The 16,463-nt window shown below is 57.7% G+C and carries 38 protein-coding genes; 21 read left to right on the top strand and 17 right to left on the bottom strand.

Going from position 1 to position 16,463, the window contains the following annotated elements; all coding sequences use genetic code 11:
- Nucleotides 1-79: 79 nt before the first annotated feature.
- From ACVISU_RS00190 to ACVISU_RS00120, 15 genes are all read right to left on the bottom strand, one after another.
- Nucleotides 80-358 (bottom strand): hypothetical protein, encoded by a 279-nt coding sequence (locus ACVISU_RS00190; protein ID WP_456705589.1) that lies wholly within the window; start codon nt 356-358, stop codon nt 80-82.
- A 36-nt stretch (nt 359-394) separates the two neighbouring features.
- The gene (locus ACVISU_RS00185; RefSeq protein ID WP_456705588.1) at nt 395-613 is read right to left on the bottom strand and encodes a hypothetical protein; all 219 of its coding nucleotides are present in this window, start codon (nt 611-613) and stop codon (nt 395-397) included.
- Between the two features lie 3 nt (nt 614-616).
- Nucleotides 617-784, bottom strand: coding sequence for a hypothetical protein (locus ACVISU_RS00180; RefSeq protein ID WP_456705587.1), 168 nt, complete (start codon nt 782-784; stop codon nt 617-619).
- Between the two features lie 3 nt (nt 785-787).
- A complete protein-coding gene (locus tag ACVISU_RS00175) occupies nt 788-946 on the bottom strand; it encodes a hypothetical protein (protein WP_456705586.1) in 159 nt (52 codons plus the stop codon).
- Nucleotides 947-1,001: 55 nt separating this feature from the next.
- On the bottom strand, nt 1,002-1,478 hold the full coding sequence (locus ACVISU_RS00170; protein WP_456705585.1) for an HNH endonuclease: 477 nt from the start codon (nt 1,476-1,478) through the stop codon (nt 1,002-1,004).
- Nucleotides 1,479-1,505: 27 nt separating this feature from the next.
- Complete coding sequence (locus ACVISU_RS00165; protein WP_456705584.1) at nt 1,506-1,691, bottom strand: hypothetical protein; 186 nt, start codon at nt 1,689-1,691, stop codon at nt 1,506-1,508.
- On the bottom strand, nt 1,688-2,221 hold the full coding sequence (locus ACVISU_RS00160; RefSeq protein WP_456705583.1) for a transcription termination/antitermination NusG family protein: 534 nt from the start codon (nt 2,219-2,221) through the stop codon (nt 1,688-1,690). Before ACVISU_RS00160 ends, ACVISU_RS00165 begins: the two co-directional genes overlap by 4 nt.
- 163 nt (nt 2,222-2,384) lie before the next feature.
- Nucleotides 2,385-2,882: a hypothetical protein gene (locus ACVISU_RS00155; protein ID WP_456705582.1), complete on the bottom strand. Its 498-nt coding sequence runs from the start codon at nt 2,880-2,882 to the stop codon at nt 2,385-2,387.
- A 35-nt stretch (nt 2,883-2,917) separates the two neighbouring features.
- Nucleotides 2,918-3,166: a DUF2312 domain-containing protein gene (locus ACVISU_RS00150; protein ID WP_456705581.1), complete on the bottom strand. Its 249-nt coding sequence runs from the start codon at nt 3,164-3,166 to the stop codon at nt 2,918-2,920.
- A complete protein-coding gene (locus ACVISU_RS00145; protein WP_456705580.1) occupies nt 3,144-3,368 on the bottom strand; it encodes a hypothetical protein in 225 nt (74 codons plus the stop codon). Before ACVISU_RS00145 ends, ACVISU_RS00150 begins: the two co-directional genes overlap by 23 nt.
- Before the next feature lie 136 nt (nt 3,369-3,504).
- A complete protein-coding gene (locus ACVISU_RS00140; protein ID WP_456710733.1) occupies nt 3,505-3,804 on the bottom strand; it encodes an HNH endonuclease in 300 nt (99 codons plus the stop codon).
- A gap of 221 nt (nt 3,805-4,025) precedes the next feature.
- Nucleotides 4,026-4,475 carry a helix-turn-helix domain-containing protein gene (locus tag ACVISU_RS00135; RefSeq protein WP_456705579.1) on the bottom strand — a complete coding sequence of 150 codons (450 nt, stop codon included), beginning with the start codon at nt 4,473-4,475 and terminating at the stop codon, nt 4,026-4,028.
- A 74-nt stretch (nt 4,476-4,549) separates the two neighbouring features.
- Complete coding sequence (locus tag ACVISU_RS00130) at nt 4,550-4,780, bottom strand: hypothetical protein (protein ID WP_456705578.1); 231 nt, start codon at nt 4,778-4,780, stop codon at nt 4,550-4,552.
- 3 nt (nt 4,781-4,783) lie between these two features.
- Nucleotides 4,784-5,116: a hypothetical protein gene (locus tag ACVISU_RS00125; protein ID WP_456705577.1), complete on the bottom strand. Its 333-nt coding sequence runs from the start codon at nt 5,114-5,116 to the stop codon at nt 4,784-4,786.
- A 133-nt stretch (nt 5,117-5,249) separates the two neighbouring features.
- The gene (locus ACVISU_RS00120) at nt 5,250-5,723 is read right to left on the bottom strand and encodes a hypothetical protein (protein WP_456705576.1); all 474 of its coding nucleotides are present in this window, start codon (nt 5,721-5,723) and stop codon (nt 5,250-5,252) included.
- 128 nt (nt 5,724-5,851) lie between these two features.
- On the opposite strand from ACVISU_RS00120, the gene ACVISU_RS00115 reads away from it, so the two are divergent.
- Complete coding sequence (locus tag ACVISU_RS00115) at nt 5,852-6,166, top strand: hypothetical protein (RefSeq protein ID WP_456705575.1); 315 nt, start codon at nt 5,852-5,854, stop codon at nt 6,164-6,166.
- A gap of 2 nt (nt 6,167-6,168) precedes the next feature.
- On the opposite strand, the gene ACVISU_RS00110 is transcribed toward ACVISU_RS00115, so the two are convergent.
- A complete protein-coding gene (locus ACVISU_RS00110; protein WP_456705574.1) occupies nt 6,169-6,426 on the bottom strand; it encodes a YdaS family helix-turn-helix protein in 258 nt (85 codons plus the stop codon).
- Between the two features lie 88 nt (nt 6,427-6,514).
- Here ACVISU_RS00110 and ACVISU_RS00105 point away from each other — a divergent pair, with 88 nt between their 5' ends.
- Entirely contained in the window at nt 6,515-7,171 is a 657-nt protein-coding gene (locus ACVISU_RS00105; protein ID WP_456705573.1) for a helix-turn-helix domain-containing protein, read from the top strand.
- Complete coding sequence (locus tag ACVISU_RS00100) at nt 7,171-7,503, top strand: hypothetical protein (RefSeq protein WP_456705572.1); 333 nt, start codon at nt 7,171-7,173, stop codon at nt 7,501-7,503. The genes ACVISU_RS00105 and ACVISU_RS00100 overlap by 1 nt, the downstream gene beginning before the upstream one ends.
- Here ACVISU_RS00100 and ACVISU_RS00095 read toward each other — a convergent pair.
- A complete protein-coding gene (locus tag ACVISU_RS00095; RefSeq protein ID WP_456705571.1) occupies nt 7,500-7,742 on the bottom strand; it encodes a hypothetical protein in 243 nt (80 codons plus the stop codon). The genes ACVISU_RS00100 and ACVISU_RS00095 overlap by 4 nt on opposite strands.
- Before the next feature lie 180 nt (nt 7,743-7,922).
- Between ACVISU_RS00095 and ACVISU_RS00090 the strand changes: the two genes are divergently transcribed.
- From ACVISU_RS00090 to ACVISU_RS00005, 18 genes are all read left to right on the top strand, one after another.
- On the top strand, nt 7,923-8,267 hold the full coding sequence (locus ACVISU_RS00090) for a hypothetical protein (RefSeq protein WP_456705570.1): 345 nt from the start codon (nt 7,923-7,925) through the stop codon (nt 8,265-8,267).
- Nucleotides 8,267-8,479: a hypothetical protein gene (locus ACVISU_RS00085; RefSeq protein ID WP_456705569.1), complete on the top strand. Its 213-nt coding sequence runs from the start codon at nt 8,267-8,269 to the stop codon at nt 8,477-8,479. The genes ACVISU_RS00090 and ACVISU_RS00085 overlap by 1 nt, the downstream gene beginning before the upstream one ends.
- Entirely contained in the window at nt 8,479-8,712 is a 234-nt protein-coding gene (locus ACVISU_RS00080) for a hypothetical protein (protein WP_456705568.1), read from the top strand. Before ACVISU_RS00085 ends, ACVISU_RS00080 begins: the two co-directional genes overlap by 1 nt.
- Nucleotides 8,712-9,305, top strand: a complete 594-nt coding sequence (locus ACVISU_RS00075) for a hypothetical protein (RefSeq protein WP_456705567.1) — start codon at nt 8,712-8,714, stop codon at nt 9,303-9,305. Before ACVISU_RS00080 ends, ACVISU_RS00075 begins: the two co-directional genes overlap by 1 nt.
- On the top strand, nt 9,302-9,697 hold the full coding sequence (locus tag ACVISU_RS00070) for a recombination protein NinB (protein ID WP_456705566.1): 396 nt from the start codon (nt 9,302-9,304) through the stop codon (nt 9,695-9,697). Before ACVISU_RS00075 ends, ACVISU_RS00070 begins: the two co-directional genes overlap by 4 nt.
- Nucleotides 9,694-10,047 carry an HNH endonuclease gene (locus tag ACVISU_RS00065; protein WP_456705565.1) on the top strand — a complete coding sequence of 118 codons (354 nt, stop codon included), beginning with the start codon at nt 9,694-9,696 and terminating at the stop codon, nt 10,045-10,047. Before ACVISU_RS00070 ends, ACVISU_RS00065 begins: the two co-directional genes overlap by 4 nt.
- A 127-nt stretch (nt 10,048-10,174) precedes the next feature.
- Nucleotides 10,175-10,645 carry a hypothetical protein gene (locus tag ACVISU_RS00060; protein WP_456705564.1) on the top strand — a complete coding sequence of 157 codons (471 nt, stop codon included), beginning with the start codon at nt 10,175-10,177 and terminating at the stop codon, nt 10,643-10,645.
- Nucleotides 10,645-10,971 (top strand): hypothetical protein, encoded by a 327-nt coding sequence (locus ACVISU_RS00055; protein WP_456705563.1) that lies wholly within the window; start codon nt 10,645-10,647, stop codon nt 10,969-10,971. Before ACVISU_RS00060 ends, ACVISU_RS00055 begins: the two co-directional genes overlap by 1 nt.
- Nucleotides 10,972-10,973: 2 nt before the next feature.
- Nucleotides 10,974-11,114: a hypothetical protein gene (locus tag ACVISU_RS00050; protein ID WP_456705562.1), complete on the top strand. Its 141-nt coding sequence runs from the start codon at nt 10,974-10,976 to the stop codon at nt 11,112-11,114.
- Nucleotides 11,114-11,956 carry a Lar family restriction alleviation protein gene (locus tag ACVISU_RS00045; RefSeq protein WP_456705561.1) on the top strand — a complete coding sequence of 281 codons (843 nt, stop codon included), beginning with the start codon at nt 11,114-11,116 and terminating at the stop codon, nt 11,954-11,956. Before ACVISU_RS00050 ends, ACVISU_RS00045 begins: the two co-directional genes overlap by 1 nt.
- Entirely contained in the window at nt 11,949-12,251 is a 303-nt protein-coding gene (locus ACVISU_RS00040; RefSeq protein ID WP_456705560.1) for a hypothetical protein, read from the top strand. The genes ACVISU_RS00045 and ACVISU_RS00040 overlap by 8 nt, the downstream gene beginning before the upstream one ends.
- On the top strand, nt 12,248-13,597 hold the full coding sequence (locus tag ACVISU_RS00035) for a DUF4942 domain-containing protein (RefSeq protein WP_456705559.1): 1,350 nt from the start codon (nt 12,248-12,250) through the stop codon (nt 13,595-13,597). The genes ACVISU_RS00040 and ACVISU_RS00035 overlap by 4 nt, the downstream gene beginning before the upstream one ends.
- Nucleotides 13,594-13,866 carry a hypothetical protein gene (locus ACVISU_RS00030; RefSeq protein ID WP_456705558.1) on the top strand — a complete coding sequence of 91 codons (273 nt, stop codon included), beginning with the start codon at nt 13,594-13,596 and terminating at the stop codon, nt 13,864-13,866. The genes ACVISU_RS00035 and ACVISU_RS00030 overlap by 4 nt, the downstream gene beginning before the upstream one ends.
- Entirely contained in the window at nt 13,859-14,038 is a 180-nt protein-coding gene (locus ACVISU_RS00025; RefSeq protein ID WP_456705557.1) for a hypothetical protein, read from the top strand. The genes ACVISU_RS00030 and ACVISU_RS00025 overlap by 8 nt, the downstream gene beginning before the upstream one ends.
- Entirely contained in the window at nt 14,028-14,429 is a 402-nt protein-coding gene (locus ACVISU_RS00020) for a hypothetical protein (protein ID WP_456705556.1), read from the top strand. The genes ACVISU_RS00025 and ACVISU_RS00020 overlap by 11 nt, the downstream gene beginning before the upstream one ends.
- 256 nt (nt 14,430-14,685) lie before the next feature.
- Nucleotides 14,686-14,931 (top strand): Acb2/Tad1 domain-containing protein, encoded by a 246-nt coding sequence (locus tag ACVISU_RS00015; RefSeq protein ID WP_456705555.1) that lies wholly within the window; start codon nt 14,686-14,688, stop codon nt 14,929-14,931.
- Complete coding sequence (locus ACVISU_RS00010) at nt 14,928-15,200, top strand: hypothetical protein (RefSeq protein WP_456705554.1); 273 nt, start codon at nt 14,928-14,930, stop codon at nt 15,198-15,200. Before ACVISU_RS00015 ends, ACVISU_RS00010 begins: the two co-directional genes overlap by 4 nt.
- Before the next feature lie 219 nt (nt 15,201-15,419).
- Nucleotides 15,420-16,445, top strand: a complete 1,026-nt coding sequence (locus tag ACVISU_RS00005; RefSeq protein ID WP_456705553.1) for a tyrosine-type recombinase/integrase — start codon at nt 15,420-15,422, stop codon at nt 16,443-16,445.
- Nucleotides 16,446-16,463: the final 18 nt, after the last annotated feature.

Genomic DNA, 16,463 nt, shown 5'->3' with positions numbered 1-16,463 from the left:
CGATGGGCAACCCCCACAGCAAACCGCTGCTTTCGATCGTGGAACGGTAGAAACACCCTACGCGGCGCATAGGGGATAACTATTGGGGCGGCAGCCATGTCAGTGAATGAGCGACCGGGTTTTCCTTGTCACCCGCAACAGTCAACGGCAGCACGCGGCCGAGCAGCGACATGAACGCTTGCGGATTCAAGGTCGCCTGCATACGCAGATAGGCCGTTGTCCCGCCGCCGGGCTTGATGTCGTCACCCGCCAATTCTGCCGCTTGAAGGATCATCTCCTTCAGTTCGCCGGTAAGCTTGTTCGGCGTCCCCTTCTTACGGCCGCCGCGGCGCTCGCCGGGTTTTGATCCCCGAGGCATCGCTTTGCTATCCTTCGCTAGTTCAGCAATCGGGCGTTAGCCCTCTTTTAAAGCCTTCGCCATGAGCTTGCGGCGAGCCTTGGCTTTGATTTCGGCCGCCTCGCCTGCTGAGATATGGCCTGCGCGCTCGGACCGCGTAGCGCCGCTTATGGCCATCCTGAGATGGGTCTTGTCATTGCCGGGGAACGTGCGGCCGGGGCCAAGAAACTCACGCTTCGGCATATGGGCGCGCTTGTCGGCGGTGAGGACGGCCATGACTTAAGCGCCCCGTGCAGCGGCGACGATCTCACGCCAGATGCGCTCGTTCTCTTCCGGCGCATCAACCATTACTGGCTCGGCCTTCAGGATTTCCGCCTCGGTAAGACCGCGCTCTGCCATGGCTTTCGCCAGATGACTGGCTTCCATGGGCGCATAATGCATCGTCATGGCTCAGCTCGGAATCTTCGCCGCGATCGCAGCGACGGCGGCTGCGGCCTGATCGACCTGGGGCTGCTCATCGACGGGCGGCGTGTTCTGCTTGGCGAGCAGTGCATCAACCTTGGCGCTGAGAGCAGCGATGTCTTCGTTCAGTTTGGTGAAATCTGCCATTACGATCTCCTCAAAGGTTGCGTAACGCTGATGGTGGTGAGACCAGAACATCTGGTTAGCGGTTTTCCAAGAAACGTGCCGCTTCAGCTGAGATCGTCTCAGACTTTGACGCAGGCAGGCTGCGAAGAGCGAGACGCTGCAACCGATGCTTCGTCACGTCATTTCCATTGTCTGCGCTCGTACCCCAACGAAGGTTGGAATAGTGGTTATTGTGATGAAACCCGTCCTTATGACAGACTTCCGCGCCCTCGAACGGCGCAGGCCCGAGAAACGCTAGGGCAACCAATTGGTGCGCCTTCATCCGGTAAAGGCGCCCACCCTTGGAAAGGGAAAAGCGCTTCCGGCCATTTCCGTTGGTGCGTTCTGGCTTGAGATGAGCTGGCCCACGCCGAACATCTCCTCGTTCGGAGACTTCGTAGTCCAGAAATCCAGGTACCGGTTTCCAAAGCATGTGGGAAAGCTCAGAGCGCAAAAACCATTCAGGTGAGCGATGGCCCGCCGGAACGCGGGTGCCATCAATACTGATTTGCATTTGGCCGTAAATTCATATCGCGTTAATTTACGGTTTCATCCCGTGGAGAATTCGAACAACCTGCTTATGAGCCTGACGATACGTCGCGTTGACGCTCAGCTCTCCGATACGGCGCTCGACTTCCTTCAACGTCTGACGCACAATCTCATCTCGATCGATTTCGGTAAATGACCGCTGGGGCGGCCGAAACGCGGACTGCGCTACCTCGATCATGCTGCTCTCACATTGCTTTCGCGCGTATAGAAAAATTCGCGCTTTCCGGGAGGAAGGAATTCGATCTTGCCGCGGCTATTGCGCCCGCGGACAGTCGTGATGAGGTCAGCGAATTCTCCCTCCATGATCTTGATCCTGGCACCTGTCGGAATAGCATTGCGCCGTGTCACAAGCTCACCGTCATCGTTGACGAATTCGCCCGTCTGGTTAGTGACGAAATCCCACTCGCCGCGCATGTAGCGCTCGCGGAAGCGCCAAACTATCGTTTCTGGCACGCGAGCCGGCGCGTTATTGTCGCCCGTCAGGATCGCCTCGACCCCGTTGACGCTGCGCACCGCCCAGAAGTTGCCGTCCGGGATCTCCACGAACAGGTAGCGGCCGAGGATCGGATATTCCTTCGGAACTTTCGTGCGGGCGTGGGAAACCCACTTTCGCATCTTCGGCCAGAAAGCTCGATAGCCGAGATCAGCCAACCCGCCCTCCGCGCGACGATGGCAATTCGGATTCGTAATTGCGACGTACCAGCTCATTTTGCCCCCGTTCGTTTTCGATATTCTGCCAACCATTCCCGCGATTTATTGAGCCTTGCGGCTTCGCCCTCCTGGTCCCTGTCGATCGGCGCCAAGCCCGAAGTCGGCACCCGGAGATCCGGCTTTCTGGGCTCGCGAACGGAGCCGTCTGAAGGATCGCGGATCATGCCCAGCCCTTCTGCCTGATGATTGCGCCGAGATTGCTCGACACACACCCCTCGGAAAGCCCTCTCTCAACACTGGTAGTGTTTATTATATCTGTATCTGCTTCTGGCCGTTTTGCAGTAACGGGCGTAACACCGTTACGTAACGCACCGTTACGTACATGATCACGTAACGCCCTTAGCTCATTCAGTTCCGCTTTCTTCTTCCTGCGATGATTGCGCTGCCGATCGGCGTTGGTCGGATCGGCCTCATCACTTTTGTATTGCCATTGGTTCCAGTCGTGCGGGACCACAGAGCCATTCTCTAGTTGATCGAACAAGCGCTTCGCTACCAGCTCGGCAATTGCAGCCGCAGCACGAGCCTCTGAGACACGCAGCTTGACCGCAATGACACTAAGAGCCGGCAGCACGCCGCCATGCTCATTGGCCACACAATTGAGGTTGAACCAATTGCGAAAGGCCTTGTCGCCGAGCATAATCAGCTTTGCATTGTCCACGCACGCATTCTGCGCGCGCCACCAGCGTCCAGGCTTCACGTCATCCCCAAGGTCTGCATGTAAGTTTCGAGGATCGCCTCGCGCTCGGCGCGCTTGTTTGGGTCTTCTGCCCTGATCCGGATGATCGAGCGAAGCGCCCTCACGTCAAAGCCGTTCCCGCGGGCCTCCGTGAAGACATCCTTGATATCGGACTGGAGAGCTGCCTTCTCTTCGTTCAAGCGCTCCACGCGCTCTACAATCGATCGTAGCTGCTCTTTAGAATTATGCCCCGGCTGCTCGCTCATGCGCGCCCTCGGTATTTGTGGTGATTGGAACGCGGTGAAACGACTGGCGAAGCATCAGGTCTACGCCCAATGCGAGGATGTTTCGCATGTGATCCGGCCCGACTTCGATACTCGTCAACTCCTCCGAGCCGAAGGCTTGGAAATTCAGGATATACCGCCCAGGATCAGGAGACGTGAGATAGGCTAGACGCGCGATGGTCATGAGGCACGCTTCTCCCGCTTGAGAAGCGCAACAATCTCGAGCACTCGGACGCGATGACGGAGCCGATCTCTCGATTTCGGCGAAGACTTCCTCAACTCGTCCTTCCGAGCGTTGATTAGCGTGCGAATCCTTGGCTTCATGATAACCTCGCAAATTCACCGAAATATACCTTCTCTGCGGCCCTTCTAGCCGCCACGGCCTCATCAAACGTCTCGAACTGTCCAAGCTCACGGTTCGAAGCATTCAAACAGATGCATGAGGTCCATCTACAATCGCGGCGATGCCAATAGACTCCCGTAACGCCAGAGGTGTTATTGCGAGCGAGACGCCTATTTTTAGCGTTCTGCTCGACTGTCGCAATTCGAAGGTTCATGCGGCGATTATCAAGAGTATCGCCGTTGACATGATCGATAACGAAACCAGGAGGGTCGCCCATCAGAAAGCGATGCAAGCGCACTATGGATCCGGAGCGATCTTTGGAGGCGCTATATTTCGCGGCGTCGTAGGATGCCACGTAGACGCGCCCAACTGGCCCCACGACGAACCAATTCCGACCAGAAATTAGATCAATGTCAGAGGCATCAGCGATTGCGACAAAACCTCTCGTCAAGGGTATGGAACAAACACCATCTTGAATACTGACCGATCTAACGTCCTTCACAATCTTATCTCCGGGATGTTTTCCTTGATGCGCGCGATCTGCTCGGCCAAGCCGGCGTCTTTCTGGGACTTGGCTTCGATCTTGCGAACAGCGTGCAGGACAGTGGTGTGATCGCGACCGCCGAAACGGCGTCCGATCTCGGGCAAGGATTTCGATGTGACTCTCTTGGCGAGATACATCGCCAACTGGCGAGCTCTGACGACGAGCGCCGTGCGCCGCGCGGATTTGAGGTCGGCCATCGTGATCGTCGGAAACTCTTGCAGCACCGCGCGCTGGACGGCCTCGACCTGGCCCAGAATGATTGGCTGAGGCTCAGGCGGAAACGCAATCTTGCAGGCGCCGGCGATGACAGCATTCGGAATGGGCGGGAGAGCTTTTGCGGGCTCAGGAACAGGAACGACCGCAGGAGGTTCACCTTCCCCATGATGCCGTCTCAGGCTCGCCAAAAGGCGATCAGAAGCCCTTACAGCGCGTTCGCGGTGTACTGAATCGTCTGTCCTTGCTAGCGACATACTACCCCCTACTGCTTCTCGAAACTTGTCTTGTCGAAAATGATCTGGGTGCCGTTGTCGCGAATGCAGCCCTTACGGCCGGCAAGCACCAGGAATGGGTGAAGGACCAACGCGATCACCAACAGAAATGGGAGAACAAGCATAAAGAGGGCGACAATGATGATGCCGCCTATTATCGCGCAAACGCATGCCACATAGCCAATTGGATTGGTCACGCGTTTCCCATTGAAGGTAATCATCGCTTAATCCTCGCCCACCACAGCTTTAGCCGCGACCACAGCAGCGTGATCAGCCCCGGCAATTTCCTCGGTAATTCTGATTTCATTTTCCAGCTTTCGCATTTGACGTTCGCACTCTGCGCGATAAGCCGCCCTGATGGCCTCGTAGACCGAGACACTGATTATCCTCAGACGCTCCCGGCGATAACGGAGCGACCAGAGGAATCCGTAATCAATATTGTACTCGCGAGCGACAGATCGCATTGCGTTTTCGGTGTCGCCAGGCCCTCGGGCCTTCATGCGCGTTAGGTCTTTCGACCAAATCGCAGCCTGATCCAGATACGCGGCGTCAGACATTTTTGGCAGCCTCTTTTTGCACACTCGCAAAACCTTCCCTGCTTGATTGCTCGGCATGGAAAGGCACGACAACGAAAACGAAGAACTCAGTTTCATCACGCTCGGCGCGGCAACGCTGAACGTGGTCAGATACCTACAGAAAGAGAAAATAGAGAACGGAAGCAGCGATCCCGGCGCCGGTCACGGCGACAAACAGGAGCGCGAAGATCACCTTGAGAAAGTCGATGGTCGCCTGAGCGACCGCGATCGTAGGGCTCACCTCAGCGAGGGCATTGATCGGATTCGGAGATTTGAGGATCGAGCGCGAGGGCAGCGGGGGAAATGAAGCATCCTCTTCTTGCCTCGGGAGGATGCGACCGAGGCCGACGCCAGATCGAGTGATCCTTTGCCCGTCCGACGCTGCAAGAGAATTTAGTTCGGCGCGCGTAACTGCGTCGTAGCGTGAGGCCCGGGCGCCAATTGCCCCCCCGGGCCCGGGCCTCACGGCTTGAATTGAAACAGCAGCCGGCGCTGGGGATAACCGGGGCTGGCGGTGCTCGCCGGCTGCTGTCTTCGCACCGTGAAACCCAGAAAGCGGTGCGAAACGGATTCCGAAATGGCGGCTCATGCAAGCCTCCAAGCGCGTCGGAAGGCTTCTAATCCCATCCTGAGTCGAGCGAAAAACGGAATCGACAATTTGAATGGGACCATGCAACCTTGGCGCGCGTCCCATTTGAAGAACCGATAGGAGCCATCGTGAGCAACGACCCCGTGAAGGCAGTCACCGAGGTAATTCCCGCCGTAGAGGGAGAGCCCTCCGCTATTGCTAGCGCCAATGCTCCCTTCATATTTTTGGATGGCGCAGTTACCTACGGCTTCGGGGAGGGAATAGGAAACGTTACGCTGGAGGCCCTGCGCTTCGGCCGTGTAAATGGAAAGATAGTTACAGACCGCGTCGCTGTTGCCCATTTGCGGATGGGCATAATTGGATTGCGCAGCTTGAAGGGTGCTATTGACGCCATGCTCTTGCAGTCGATGCCGGCGGAAAATTCCGAGGAGAAGCCGAGCTGATTTCATGCCGCCCCCTGCTCTTCTGGAACCTGCTTGACGATCCGCGCGAGCGCTGGGCACGACTTGGTTGCTGGAACAACCCCGTCCGTAGCCTTGTCGATCCGAACCGCCCAGGTCGGATCAATGTCAATCTCGCACAGAAGTAACTTGCTGACGGTCTGCTGAGCGCATCCAAGGCGCTCTGCCAAAAGAGACTGCTTGCCACCGCACGCCGCTATCGCGGCTGCGACGAAAGGGTTGTTTTTGACGGGGTCGACCATGGGTCCCGTCATAAACCCAAAAGTGGGTACCCGTCAATACCCGACTTTTGGAACCACCCATTTACCCGCAAAAGGGTATAAACCCGCCATGGATACCATCGAAATCGGGAAAAAGATTCGGGAGGCTCGGGAGAACCGCAAGCTGTCCCAGGAAGAGGTGGCCGAGGTTGTGGGGGGCGGCCAATCCACTATCGGCCGCATTGAAAGCGGTGACTGGAAGCGCATTCCCTCGGCGCTGCCGGCAATCGCGAAAATGCTGGGCCTTTCCTTGGAAGAGCTGGATCCGCAACTAGCTGGCCTGCCTGCCCCTTCCCCCGGCTCGATCGTCTCGCGTGTGCTCGGCGAAGAAGACTTCAAGGTCTATGCATCTGCGGAAGGCGGCCCTGGCGAGATCATTCTTTCGACCGACCCTATTGAGGTCATTCCGCGTCCATCGGTCGTAGCGAATATCCGCGAGGCCTATGGCCTTATCATTACAGGGACTTCGATGTACCCGGAGTTTCGGCACGGAGAGACAGCGATTGTTAACCCGCTCCTGCCCTTCCAGCCTGGCGAGGTCCACATTTTCTATGCTGAGAGAGAAGGCGCAGCTCGGGCTTCCATTAAGGAGCTTCGTCGCGCTACGGCTGACAATTGGCTGGTGACACAGCACAATCCTCCGGATGGGAAGCCAAAGGACTTTTCGCTACCACGGCGCGAATGGCGCTGGGTTCATAGGGTTCTTGGGAAATACTCGAGGCGGTGATGAAAGTACCGGCTATCTGTGCCGCCCTGTCGATTTTGACGGCCGTTTCGGCGAGCGCAGGCTATTTCGATACAGACTCGAACAAATACTACGGAATGTGTCACTCGCAGCCTCAAACCGTCGTATGCGTCGCAACAGCTTCGGCATTCTACGACATGCTGCAGGCGCAGGGATACCTCTGCACCAAAGATCGAGGAGATATTACGCGCCTGCAAGTGACCGACGTTCTGCTAAAGTACCTGCGAGATCACCCCGAAGACCGGGGTGATCCGCTTTCTGACTTGGCCGTTCGAGCATTCCAGCAAATGCTTGGATGCAGAAAGGGTTCTTAATAGCGCGCACCCCTCGTCCCGAAATGCCCATTGTTGGGGTTATAATTCCCTGAGGTGCCATAGTTATCCCGCTGGGTACCATTCGGATTCGTCGCCGTATACGGCTGCACATAGGTGCCATTGCTGCGCGTATAGCCCGAAACGCCATGGCTGTTCGGATTAGAGCCAGTCCCGGCATATTGCGCCTGTGCAGCGGTCGCGGACGCAGCGAAAATGATCGTCAAAAGTACCTTTTTCATGATGCTTTCCCTGCCCGGCATTGGGCGCGCGAAAGAGACCACACCCACAACCCTTAGTAAATACAGCGAAAATACGGATCGGCTTCGCTCGCGATAATTTTTACCCAATTACCCGAATTATGTTTGACACGGGTACCCACATTCGGGTAGATTGCTCCCATCAGATCGGGAGCACGGGCAATGGCTACCACCACCTACACCTTCGAAGAACTTCCTCTCGTCATCGCTGGCGGAGTTCCCGCCGGCCTGATCAACGGCCAAGCCGAGATCACCTATTCCCGCAATGGCGACTGGACCATCTCCAGCGTCACCCTTGAGGGCTTCGGAGAGCGCGTCAACGGCGTGCGCCAGTGGCCGCAGGTTTCGGCGCCCGCGCCCATCGTCACCATCGTCTGTGACCGCCTCAACAACGAGTGGCATTCCAAGGTTCAGGACGCGGTGAACGAGGCGATCAACGAGGATCGCGAGTGCGCGGCCTGCGACTACGCCGACATGCGCCGTGAACGGATGATGGAGCGGGTGTGATGGCTACGCACCAGATCAACGGCGTCAAGGTCCACACCTCATTCGATTACCCGCCAATCCCGATCCGCAGCATGGATTGGTCTGCCGTCACCGACAATTACGACTGTGACTGCGATCAGGACGGGTTTTTCAGCACTTCTCCTGTCGGCCACGGCGCCACGGAAGAAGAAGCAATCGCAGATCTGATGGCTCAGATTGAGGAGAACGAGTGATGGGAACGATGGCCGAACCCGATCCAATTCCTTCCCCTGCCGAAGAGGTCGAGCGCAAGGTCGATGCCATCATCCGCGAGCTCGATGAGTTCTGCGCTATGGCGAACAACCCCGAAACCGCTGATCTCGTCGAAGGCCAGAAGATCGCATTCGGCCAGATGATGGTTCGCATCCAGCTCATCATGGGCTTTCTCCTCGCCGGCAAGCAGCCCGCATTCAGGATTGTACGCTGATGGCTAACGTCAAACCCTCCAAAGAGATCATGGATTTCATGGAGAAGCACTCCATTGATAGCGATGAAATCTGGCAGGTGCATGGCAATTCCTGGTGCATCAAGCACAAGGCGCTGGAGCGTGCTGGTGCCGCCGCTGGCATCATCTGGGATCGCCCAGCGATGATCGAGACCAATTCAGCGGACGGCATCGTTGCAATCTGCGTCTTTGGTAAGCTGGGTGATCGCGTCGAGTGGTCAATTGGAGAGGCTGCGCCGAAGAATAACAAGAACGCTTATCCGTACGCTATGGCCGAGAAGCGCGGAAAGGATCGTTGCATCCTGAAGCTGCTCAATACTCACGGTTACTTATATTCGGAGGCTGAGTTCGAGGCTGATGAAAAGCCCGCAACCTTGGCAAAGAAAGATGCCAAGGAAATTTACACCAAGCTTCAGCGTGAGATGCGAGAAGCTGCGATTTCTCGGCCTGCGCTTAAGGCGTGGCTGGATGGAAATCTTGATCGCATTAAGATTTTGCCGGATGACTGGCAGGACACGTTCCGCCTCCAGTGCGAGGAAGCTTTTGCCGATCTTCGCAATAGAGAGGCCGTATGAGCCGCGCGCAACTCACACTCAGCGATCAGGCTGTCCGCGCTCGCGCCGTCCATTGGATCGAGAAGGCGCCGCAGGGAACGCGCGTTATCTTCAAGGACGCGAAGCGCACGCAGGCCCAGAACGACAGAATGTGGGCAGCGCTGACCGACATTGCATCCCAGCTCATGTGGCATGGCGTCAAGCTGTCCACCGAGGATTGGAAGCTCCTGTTCATGGATGCGCTGAACCAGGAAATGCGCCTTGTCCCCAACATCAACGGAAATGGGTTTGTCAATCTCGGCCGCTCGTCGTCGAGCCTGAGCAAGGCTGAATTCTCAAATCTGATCGATCTCATCCATGAATTCGGTGCCCGTCACCACGTCGTTTTCCATGATCCGGAGAGCCGGTCATGAGAACCGAATTCAGCAAGCGCACCAAGCGGGATGCCTACGAGCGATCGGAAGGCCTGTGCGAAGGCATCCTGCCGACTGGCGACCGCTGCTCCGCCAACTTGAAGCACAAGCGTTACCACTTCGATCACGTCATTCCAGCCGGAATCGGTGGAGACACGAGCTTGCAGAACTGCGCCGTTCTTTGCGTCGAGTGCCACAGCGAGAAGACGACCAAGATCGACATTCCGATCATCGCGAAAGCCAAACGCAACTACGACAAGTTCCGCGGCATCAAGAAGCGAAGCACGTTCGCTTGCAGTCGTAACAGTCGCTTCAAGAAGAAGATCGACGGAAGCGTGGTGCTGCGATGAACCTCGATGTCGGGCCACATGCCGGCGGATGCCTCATCGTGATCTATGCGGTGATCCTGCTCGTCGCTGTCGCTCTCGTGTTCTGTCTTGCGTGATGACTAACCACTAGAAAATACGGGGTAAAATCATGATCGAAGACAGTTCCATTGAGCAGTATCAGAAGGCCGTCCGCGAGTTTCTACCGCAAGTCGGCGTGAAGGCCGAGCTTTACACGTCGATCGAGCACGCCTCGTGGAAGAAGGGCGCCTATTCGGTCAGCCTCTATCCGCACGGCATCACCAACTCCCACAGGGGATACCTGCGCACCGAGGCCAATTCGATCGGCGAGCTCTGGGCTGACATCCAGGCCAAATGGGCCGAGCACAAGGAGGCTCACCGGCAGCAGGTCACTCGCCAGATGGCGCTTGCCATCATCCGCATCACCACCGAGCTGGGAGAATGCACGGACGCTGCCCTTCGGAATGAGTTCGATCCCGCGCAGATCGCGAGTTACGGCAAGGATGCATGCACGGAGGCCGACGCGATGGGTGGTCGCGGCCCGTTCTCGATCACCATGAAGGGCGGCGCAAACGGCGCCCCTGATCTGGAGGTGGCATAATGGCCACCACGCATTTCTACGAAACCGATTTCCAGATCGGAAGCAAGACCATCCTGGTCTTTGCTGAATACACATTCAGCGCCGGCAGTCCCGCGCACTATGGTTCCCTGTCCTACGAGGGACATCCGGCCGAGCCAGCCGAGATCGAGTTCGTCAAGGTCGAGATCAACACGACCGACAAGGACCACAAGACCGCGAAGGCCGAGAACTTCTTTCCGGCGCCTGACTGGCTCTACACGATCCTGCATGAAGACGATGATGTCTATCAGGAGATTTGCAGCCAGGATCACACCTACTATCCCGAATACGAATACGAGCGGGATTGATCATGATCCACCTCGCCCAACTCGGCTTCCTCGCCGGCCTGGTGATCCTGATCGGATTGGTGGCTTGGCACTATCCGTTGATTGTTCTGGCAGGCGCAGGCATTGCGGCGCTCGTCCGCACCGTGTGGATCGGGAGAATGTGATGACTGAGCTTCTTCCCTGCCCGTTCTGCACATCCAAGGCTGTCGAGATCGAAGAGATCGTTCTTGGGGATGGCACGGCTGAATCGGCGCAAGTCGAGTGCCCGGCCTGTTTGGCGCGCGGCCCGGAACACACAACAGTTGATCAAGCAACTCGCGCTTGGAATGAGCGAGACGGTATCGCTCCTGCCCAAGGATGCAGCAGGTCTGAGCCTGCAGCGTGGCAGGTGAAAGCCAAGGGCCACGATGATACCTGGCTGCATATCCCGGACTGCTTCGTGGATGAATACCGAGCGGATGGATGGGACGTTCGCCCGCTTTATGCGGCGCCATGGCATGCGCAGCACGCTTCTGATTGCGCGCTCCACAATGCGCCCGCGCTGCCGGTTGGTCCGTGCGATTGCGGTGCATCTTCGTTTGAGTCAGGACAGAGGGCTGAGCCCAAGTTTTACGGCGCACAGTGCCCGTCCTATCCGAATTGCAGTGGGGGCTGCGGTCTCGGCTGTTCCCACGAATTTGAATCCCAGGCAGAGCGTCGTTCCGAACGCAAGGAGCGAACCGGCTTAGACGTTGAGGAAGCGCAAACACTGGATGGTAGTGAAGCATTTATTGAGTTCGGCACTGGATGGGCGAAGGTCCATTATCGCCGCGAGGTGACCGAGCAAGATCGTGCAAGCCTTGCGGCTGCGGTGTCTGGTCAGAATTCCGGACAGACAGATGCGCTCGCCAAAATCGCGGAGATAGCAAGCAATCCCAACGATGGCCCCGAGGCGATGGCTCAAATTTACGCCATCGTGCGCGATGCTTCATCTTCGCATTCTCCGGGTGGGGGCGGCCATGACTGACATCGTGGAACGGTTGCGCACGTCATCCCAGATCGGCCGCAGAGGTCAGGACGAGGCAGCCAGCGAGATCGAACACCTCAGAACTCTGGTCGAGGGGTTGCAACGGTCTGCGTGGTTGATCCTGCGTGCAGTAGCGCAAGGCGGCCCCGTTCACGTCACCCGCAATCTCGTTGCAAATTTTGATCGTCGCAGAGCCGAACTCGTCACCTGGACCGATCCAACGACGGGCGCTGTGATCTTTGAGGCAGTCGAGAAGGTTTCACACCCATCGACAGATTGCGGAGATGCTGCATGAATATGCACGTTCCTTCCCTTCAGCGTAGCCTTACGGACGTCGTGGCCGAGTACGAGCATAAGCTCGCCGATCTTGGTAGCGTCTTCCAGCGCTACACCCAGGCCGGCGCCGATCTCAAGATGGCGGCCACCATTGGCGGGACGTGGGGCAATGTCTCCATTGATACCGACCGCGTGCATGAGGCCTCATTGAAAGAAAGCCTTCTAAAGTCGGCATGGAACCACGTTTATGAGGGCCTGAATATTCAGCGGATTGCCAGCGCCGATGACAAGCGGCGTTGGAAAATGGCGATCGAGAATCCGCCGGCCTTCACGATCGACAATATCCGAGGCACCTTTGGTCACTACATCCAAGATCCGCGCGGCAATATTCTACGCGGCCTCGCTGAGGTCTTCTGCGGGCTAGATCCGGCCTATAAGAGCCACGACAAGGTCAAGATCGGCGTCGCAGGCCTGCCGAAACGCATCATCATTGGATACGTCGATGACTACGGTTCGTATGGCCGGGACAAAATCGAGAACGTAATAAACGCCCTGGCTGCATATCAGGGCAAGCCACTGGTGACGTGGCGCGAGCTTTCCGCGCTGCTGCACAATGAGAACGCGCTTCTGACTGACGGGGAACTGCCGAAGTCGCGCTATGAAGAGCCGCTTCGGATCGTCGGCCGCGGCATCTCGCTAAAGCGCTTCAAGAACAAAAACGGTCACCTTGTATTTTCGCCAGAAACCTGCCGGGATGTGAACAAGGCGCTTGCCGAGTTCTACGGCGATGTGCTGCCGGACACCACGGAAGAAAAGCCGACCGAGAAGCAGGTCGGCACTGCCGTTAGCAAGGATCTGCAATACTACCCGACACCCACTGAGGTCGTAGACCGTATTGTTTCCGGCCTTTACGGCATCAAAGGCCAGCGTGTGCTTGAGCCTTCCTGTGGCTGCGGGCGTTTCATGGATGGTTTGCGCAGGGCCGGAGCGAAGCCGTTCGGAATTGAGTTTGACCCGCGCCGCGCCGCCGAGTGTCGAGCTAAGGGCCACGCCGTACTCACGGCAAATTTCCTGGAGACCGCTCCAACCGGAGACTTTGACCGTGTGGTGATGAACCCGCCCTTCTACGGAAAGCATTACGCCAAGCACGTCAACCACGCGCTGAAGTTCCTTAAGCCTGACGGAAAATTGACCGCCATTTTGCCGGCCACCGCTCGCTATGACCACGGCCTGCTGAGCGGCAGCTGGGATGATCTGCCGGTCGGCTCGTTTAGCGAGAGCGGCACAAACATCAACACCACTGTACTCACGCTCAGCGCCAAGTCGGTATCCATCCCTCCGCATAGCGAGCGGATCGCTCCATGAAACAACAACCCTTCAATGAAGGCGATATCGTCCGTATCAAGGACAATGATCATCTCGGGCTGCATCGTGTTGATAGCTGCGAGTGGCACACCGATGTTAAGCCGGGCGTGTCGCCATATTGGCTTTGTGAGTGTGCGGAGATCCGCGAGCCCGTCGATTGGTCAAAGTATGCTCCGGGCACGACGGGCATTATCACCGCGTCCTATTGGCGTGGCTCCGCCGAGCATTTGATCCCGGCGCTCTCTCCGCAGAGGTCAAACCATGATTGACCCGGATGAAATCAGAATTTTCCCCTGCGGAGCCTGCGGCGGAGATGGCGGCGGCTACGAAGGCGGCAATGAGATTTGGATCAGATGCGACCTCTGTCTCGGCGAAGGAGAGTTCGAGATTGAACTAGCCACTATTGAAATGGAAGATTTGGAGGAGGCCCATGGGCTATGACTCTCGCTGCTATGACCTCGCCGTCGCATTTCTTTCGGACGACCCAAACAAGGATACCGAGGCTAATCGCGACGAACTTGCGCAGCATATCCAAGACGAGATCGAGGGCTGGATCGAATACATCCTAAAGCCAACTGAATTACCGGGAACGGGACCGCAAGGCCGCACCACCAAACCTGAAATGACAGGTTCACTCTGCGGGACGCCGCAAGAGGCCGGTGATTTTCCGACGCCTGAAGGCGGCATTATCAAAAATGGCCGCTACTTCAACACTGGAAAAACGTACTGGCCGGACGGCACGGTCAAGTTTGATTTCGACCAGCGCAACGCTCTCGATCCCTGGTTCAACGGGACGATCAGCAATGACGGGTTCATCCATGACTATGACTGAGGTCCGCAAGCTTCTTCTGCGGCGCGCAAAACCCTTCGCCAAGTACAGAAACTCGACTGGCATTAAGGCTTGGTGCGCGGCGCATAGCGTTGCCAATAGCCATGCATGCGAGTTTTTGAACGGCCAGCGCAATCCGACTTCCGACCTTTTGGAAGCGCTCGGACTAGAATGGCGAGTGATGCGCAAGCGCGCCTCGTCAGCCATCCTTCACGAACAAAGCAACGATCTCTAACCCCGCCAGCAAGAGGAGATTCCAATGGCGCATGTCTACGAAGGTAACCCCGATGGCCGTCAGGCCGACACCGCGATTGCGGTCAGTCGTTTCCGCCCGAAATACAGAGCGCTGACGGAGGACGAAAAGGCGCTGCATGACGCGCTGAAGGACAAAGCGGCAGAACTGGAGGGCCTGTTCAACCAGGTCAAGGACGGCCGCTACAAGTCCCTCGCCTTCACGTCGCTCGAACAGTCGGTCATGTGGATCGTCAAGGAATTGACGTCATGACCGAACGCCTTGGCGACGCGCCGATCCAGCAGAAATATCGCGAGCAGATGCAAGCCATTGCAGCCACGCTTGATGGTTTTCTTAACGGCGACGCCAAGGGCGCTGGCCGGGAGACGGGCTTCGTTCTGCTCGTCTTCCCGTTCGGCAACGCCGATGGTGCTCGCTGCAACTTCATCTCGAATGGCGCCGACCGCAAAGACGTGGTGACGCTGATGCGCGAGATGATCGCCCGTTTTGAGGGCCAGCCCGAGACAAAGGGGCACGCATGACCGCAGCATTTGTTTCACAGGAGGGCCAGTGACAGCCGTCCTCACCCTCAACGAGGCTGCCGCCGAGCTGCGCAAAACCCCGCGCTGGCTCAAGGAGTGGCTTTCCGCAAACCCGGTGGATGAAGCCGGAATTCCCTTTTATATTCCGCTCGGCCGGAGCAAAACATTCGAGCCCGCCGACATTGCACGCATCAGAACGCACATCCGCAGGGGGGAACAGTGCCGCTTGAAGTCTATCGGCGTGGTGGGATCTGGCATTGTCGAGGCACAGTTGGCCCAAATGGCCGTCGAAAGCGTATTAGGCAGTCGCTGCACACCAAGGACAAAGACACGGCAGCGCGCCAGGCTACCGAGATCGAAAAGAAATACTGGGACGGTCATTTCGATGGTCCAGCCGCAATCCTGACGTTCGCCGCAGCAGCGCGGATGTATCGGAATGCCGGCAAGTCAGATCAGTTTTTGGCGCCGATCGAAAAGTATCTCGGCGTGACGCTGGTGAAGGATATCACCGAGGGCTCGGTGCAGGAGATGGCAAAGGACCTATACCCCAACTGCGGGGGCGCGAGCCTGAACCGCATGGTGCTGGTTCCGACCAAGGCCGTGATCAATCACGCGGCCAGCCGCAAGCTATGCTCCCGGCTCGAGGTCAAGCCCTATGAGATCGACGCCAAGGTCCGTGAACCTGCCACCCTGGAATGGGTCGAGAAGTTCATGGCCGAGGCTGGACCACACATCGGCACAATGGCCCTGTTCATGTTCCTGACCGGTGCCAGGGTCGGCGAGGCCGTGGCGCTTCGGCCTGACGATCTCAACCTGCAGGAGGCTACGGCGCTGATCCGGCAGACCAAGAACCGGGCCGAGCGATCGTCCCACCTGCCCGTCCCGCTAGTCGTGGCGCTGGCCAACCTTCAGCCGGTCAATGGACGGGTGTTCGGCTACGTCAAGCCGGCCAACCTCAGGAGCGCTTGGGACGGGGCTGTGGCGCGCGCCAAGATCAAGCACCTGTCGCCGCACTGCTGCCGCCACGGCTTCGCTACAGGCCTCCTGCGGGCCGGCGTGGACGTGGTCACGGTGGCATGGCTCGGCGGCTGGAAGAGCGCAAAGCAGGTTCTGGCGACCTACGGGCATGCGAACAAGGACCCGAAGCTCATCGAACTGCTGCTCCGGCGTGCTGCCCCACCAGTGACACAGTCGGCAGAGGCAGCACCAGAAACAGCAACAAAGACAGCATCTTACGGAAATTAACGCCTACCTTGACCAGGA

The organism is Bradyrhizobium sp. USDA 4452 (genome assembly GCF_054063575.1).
This window is presented reverse-complemented; position numbering and strand designations above follow the sequence as displayed.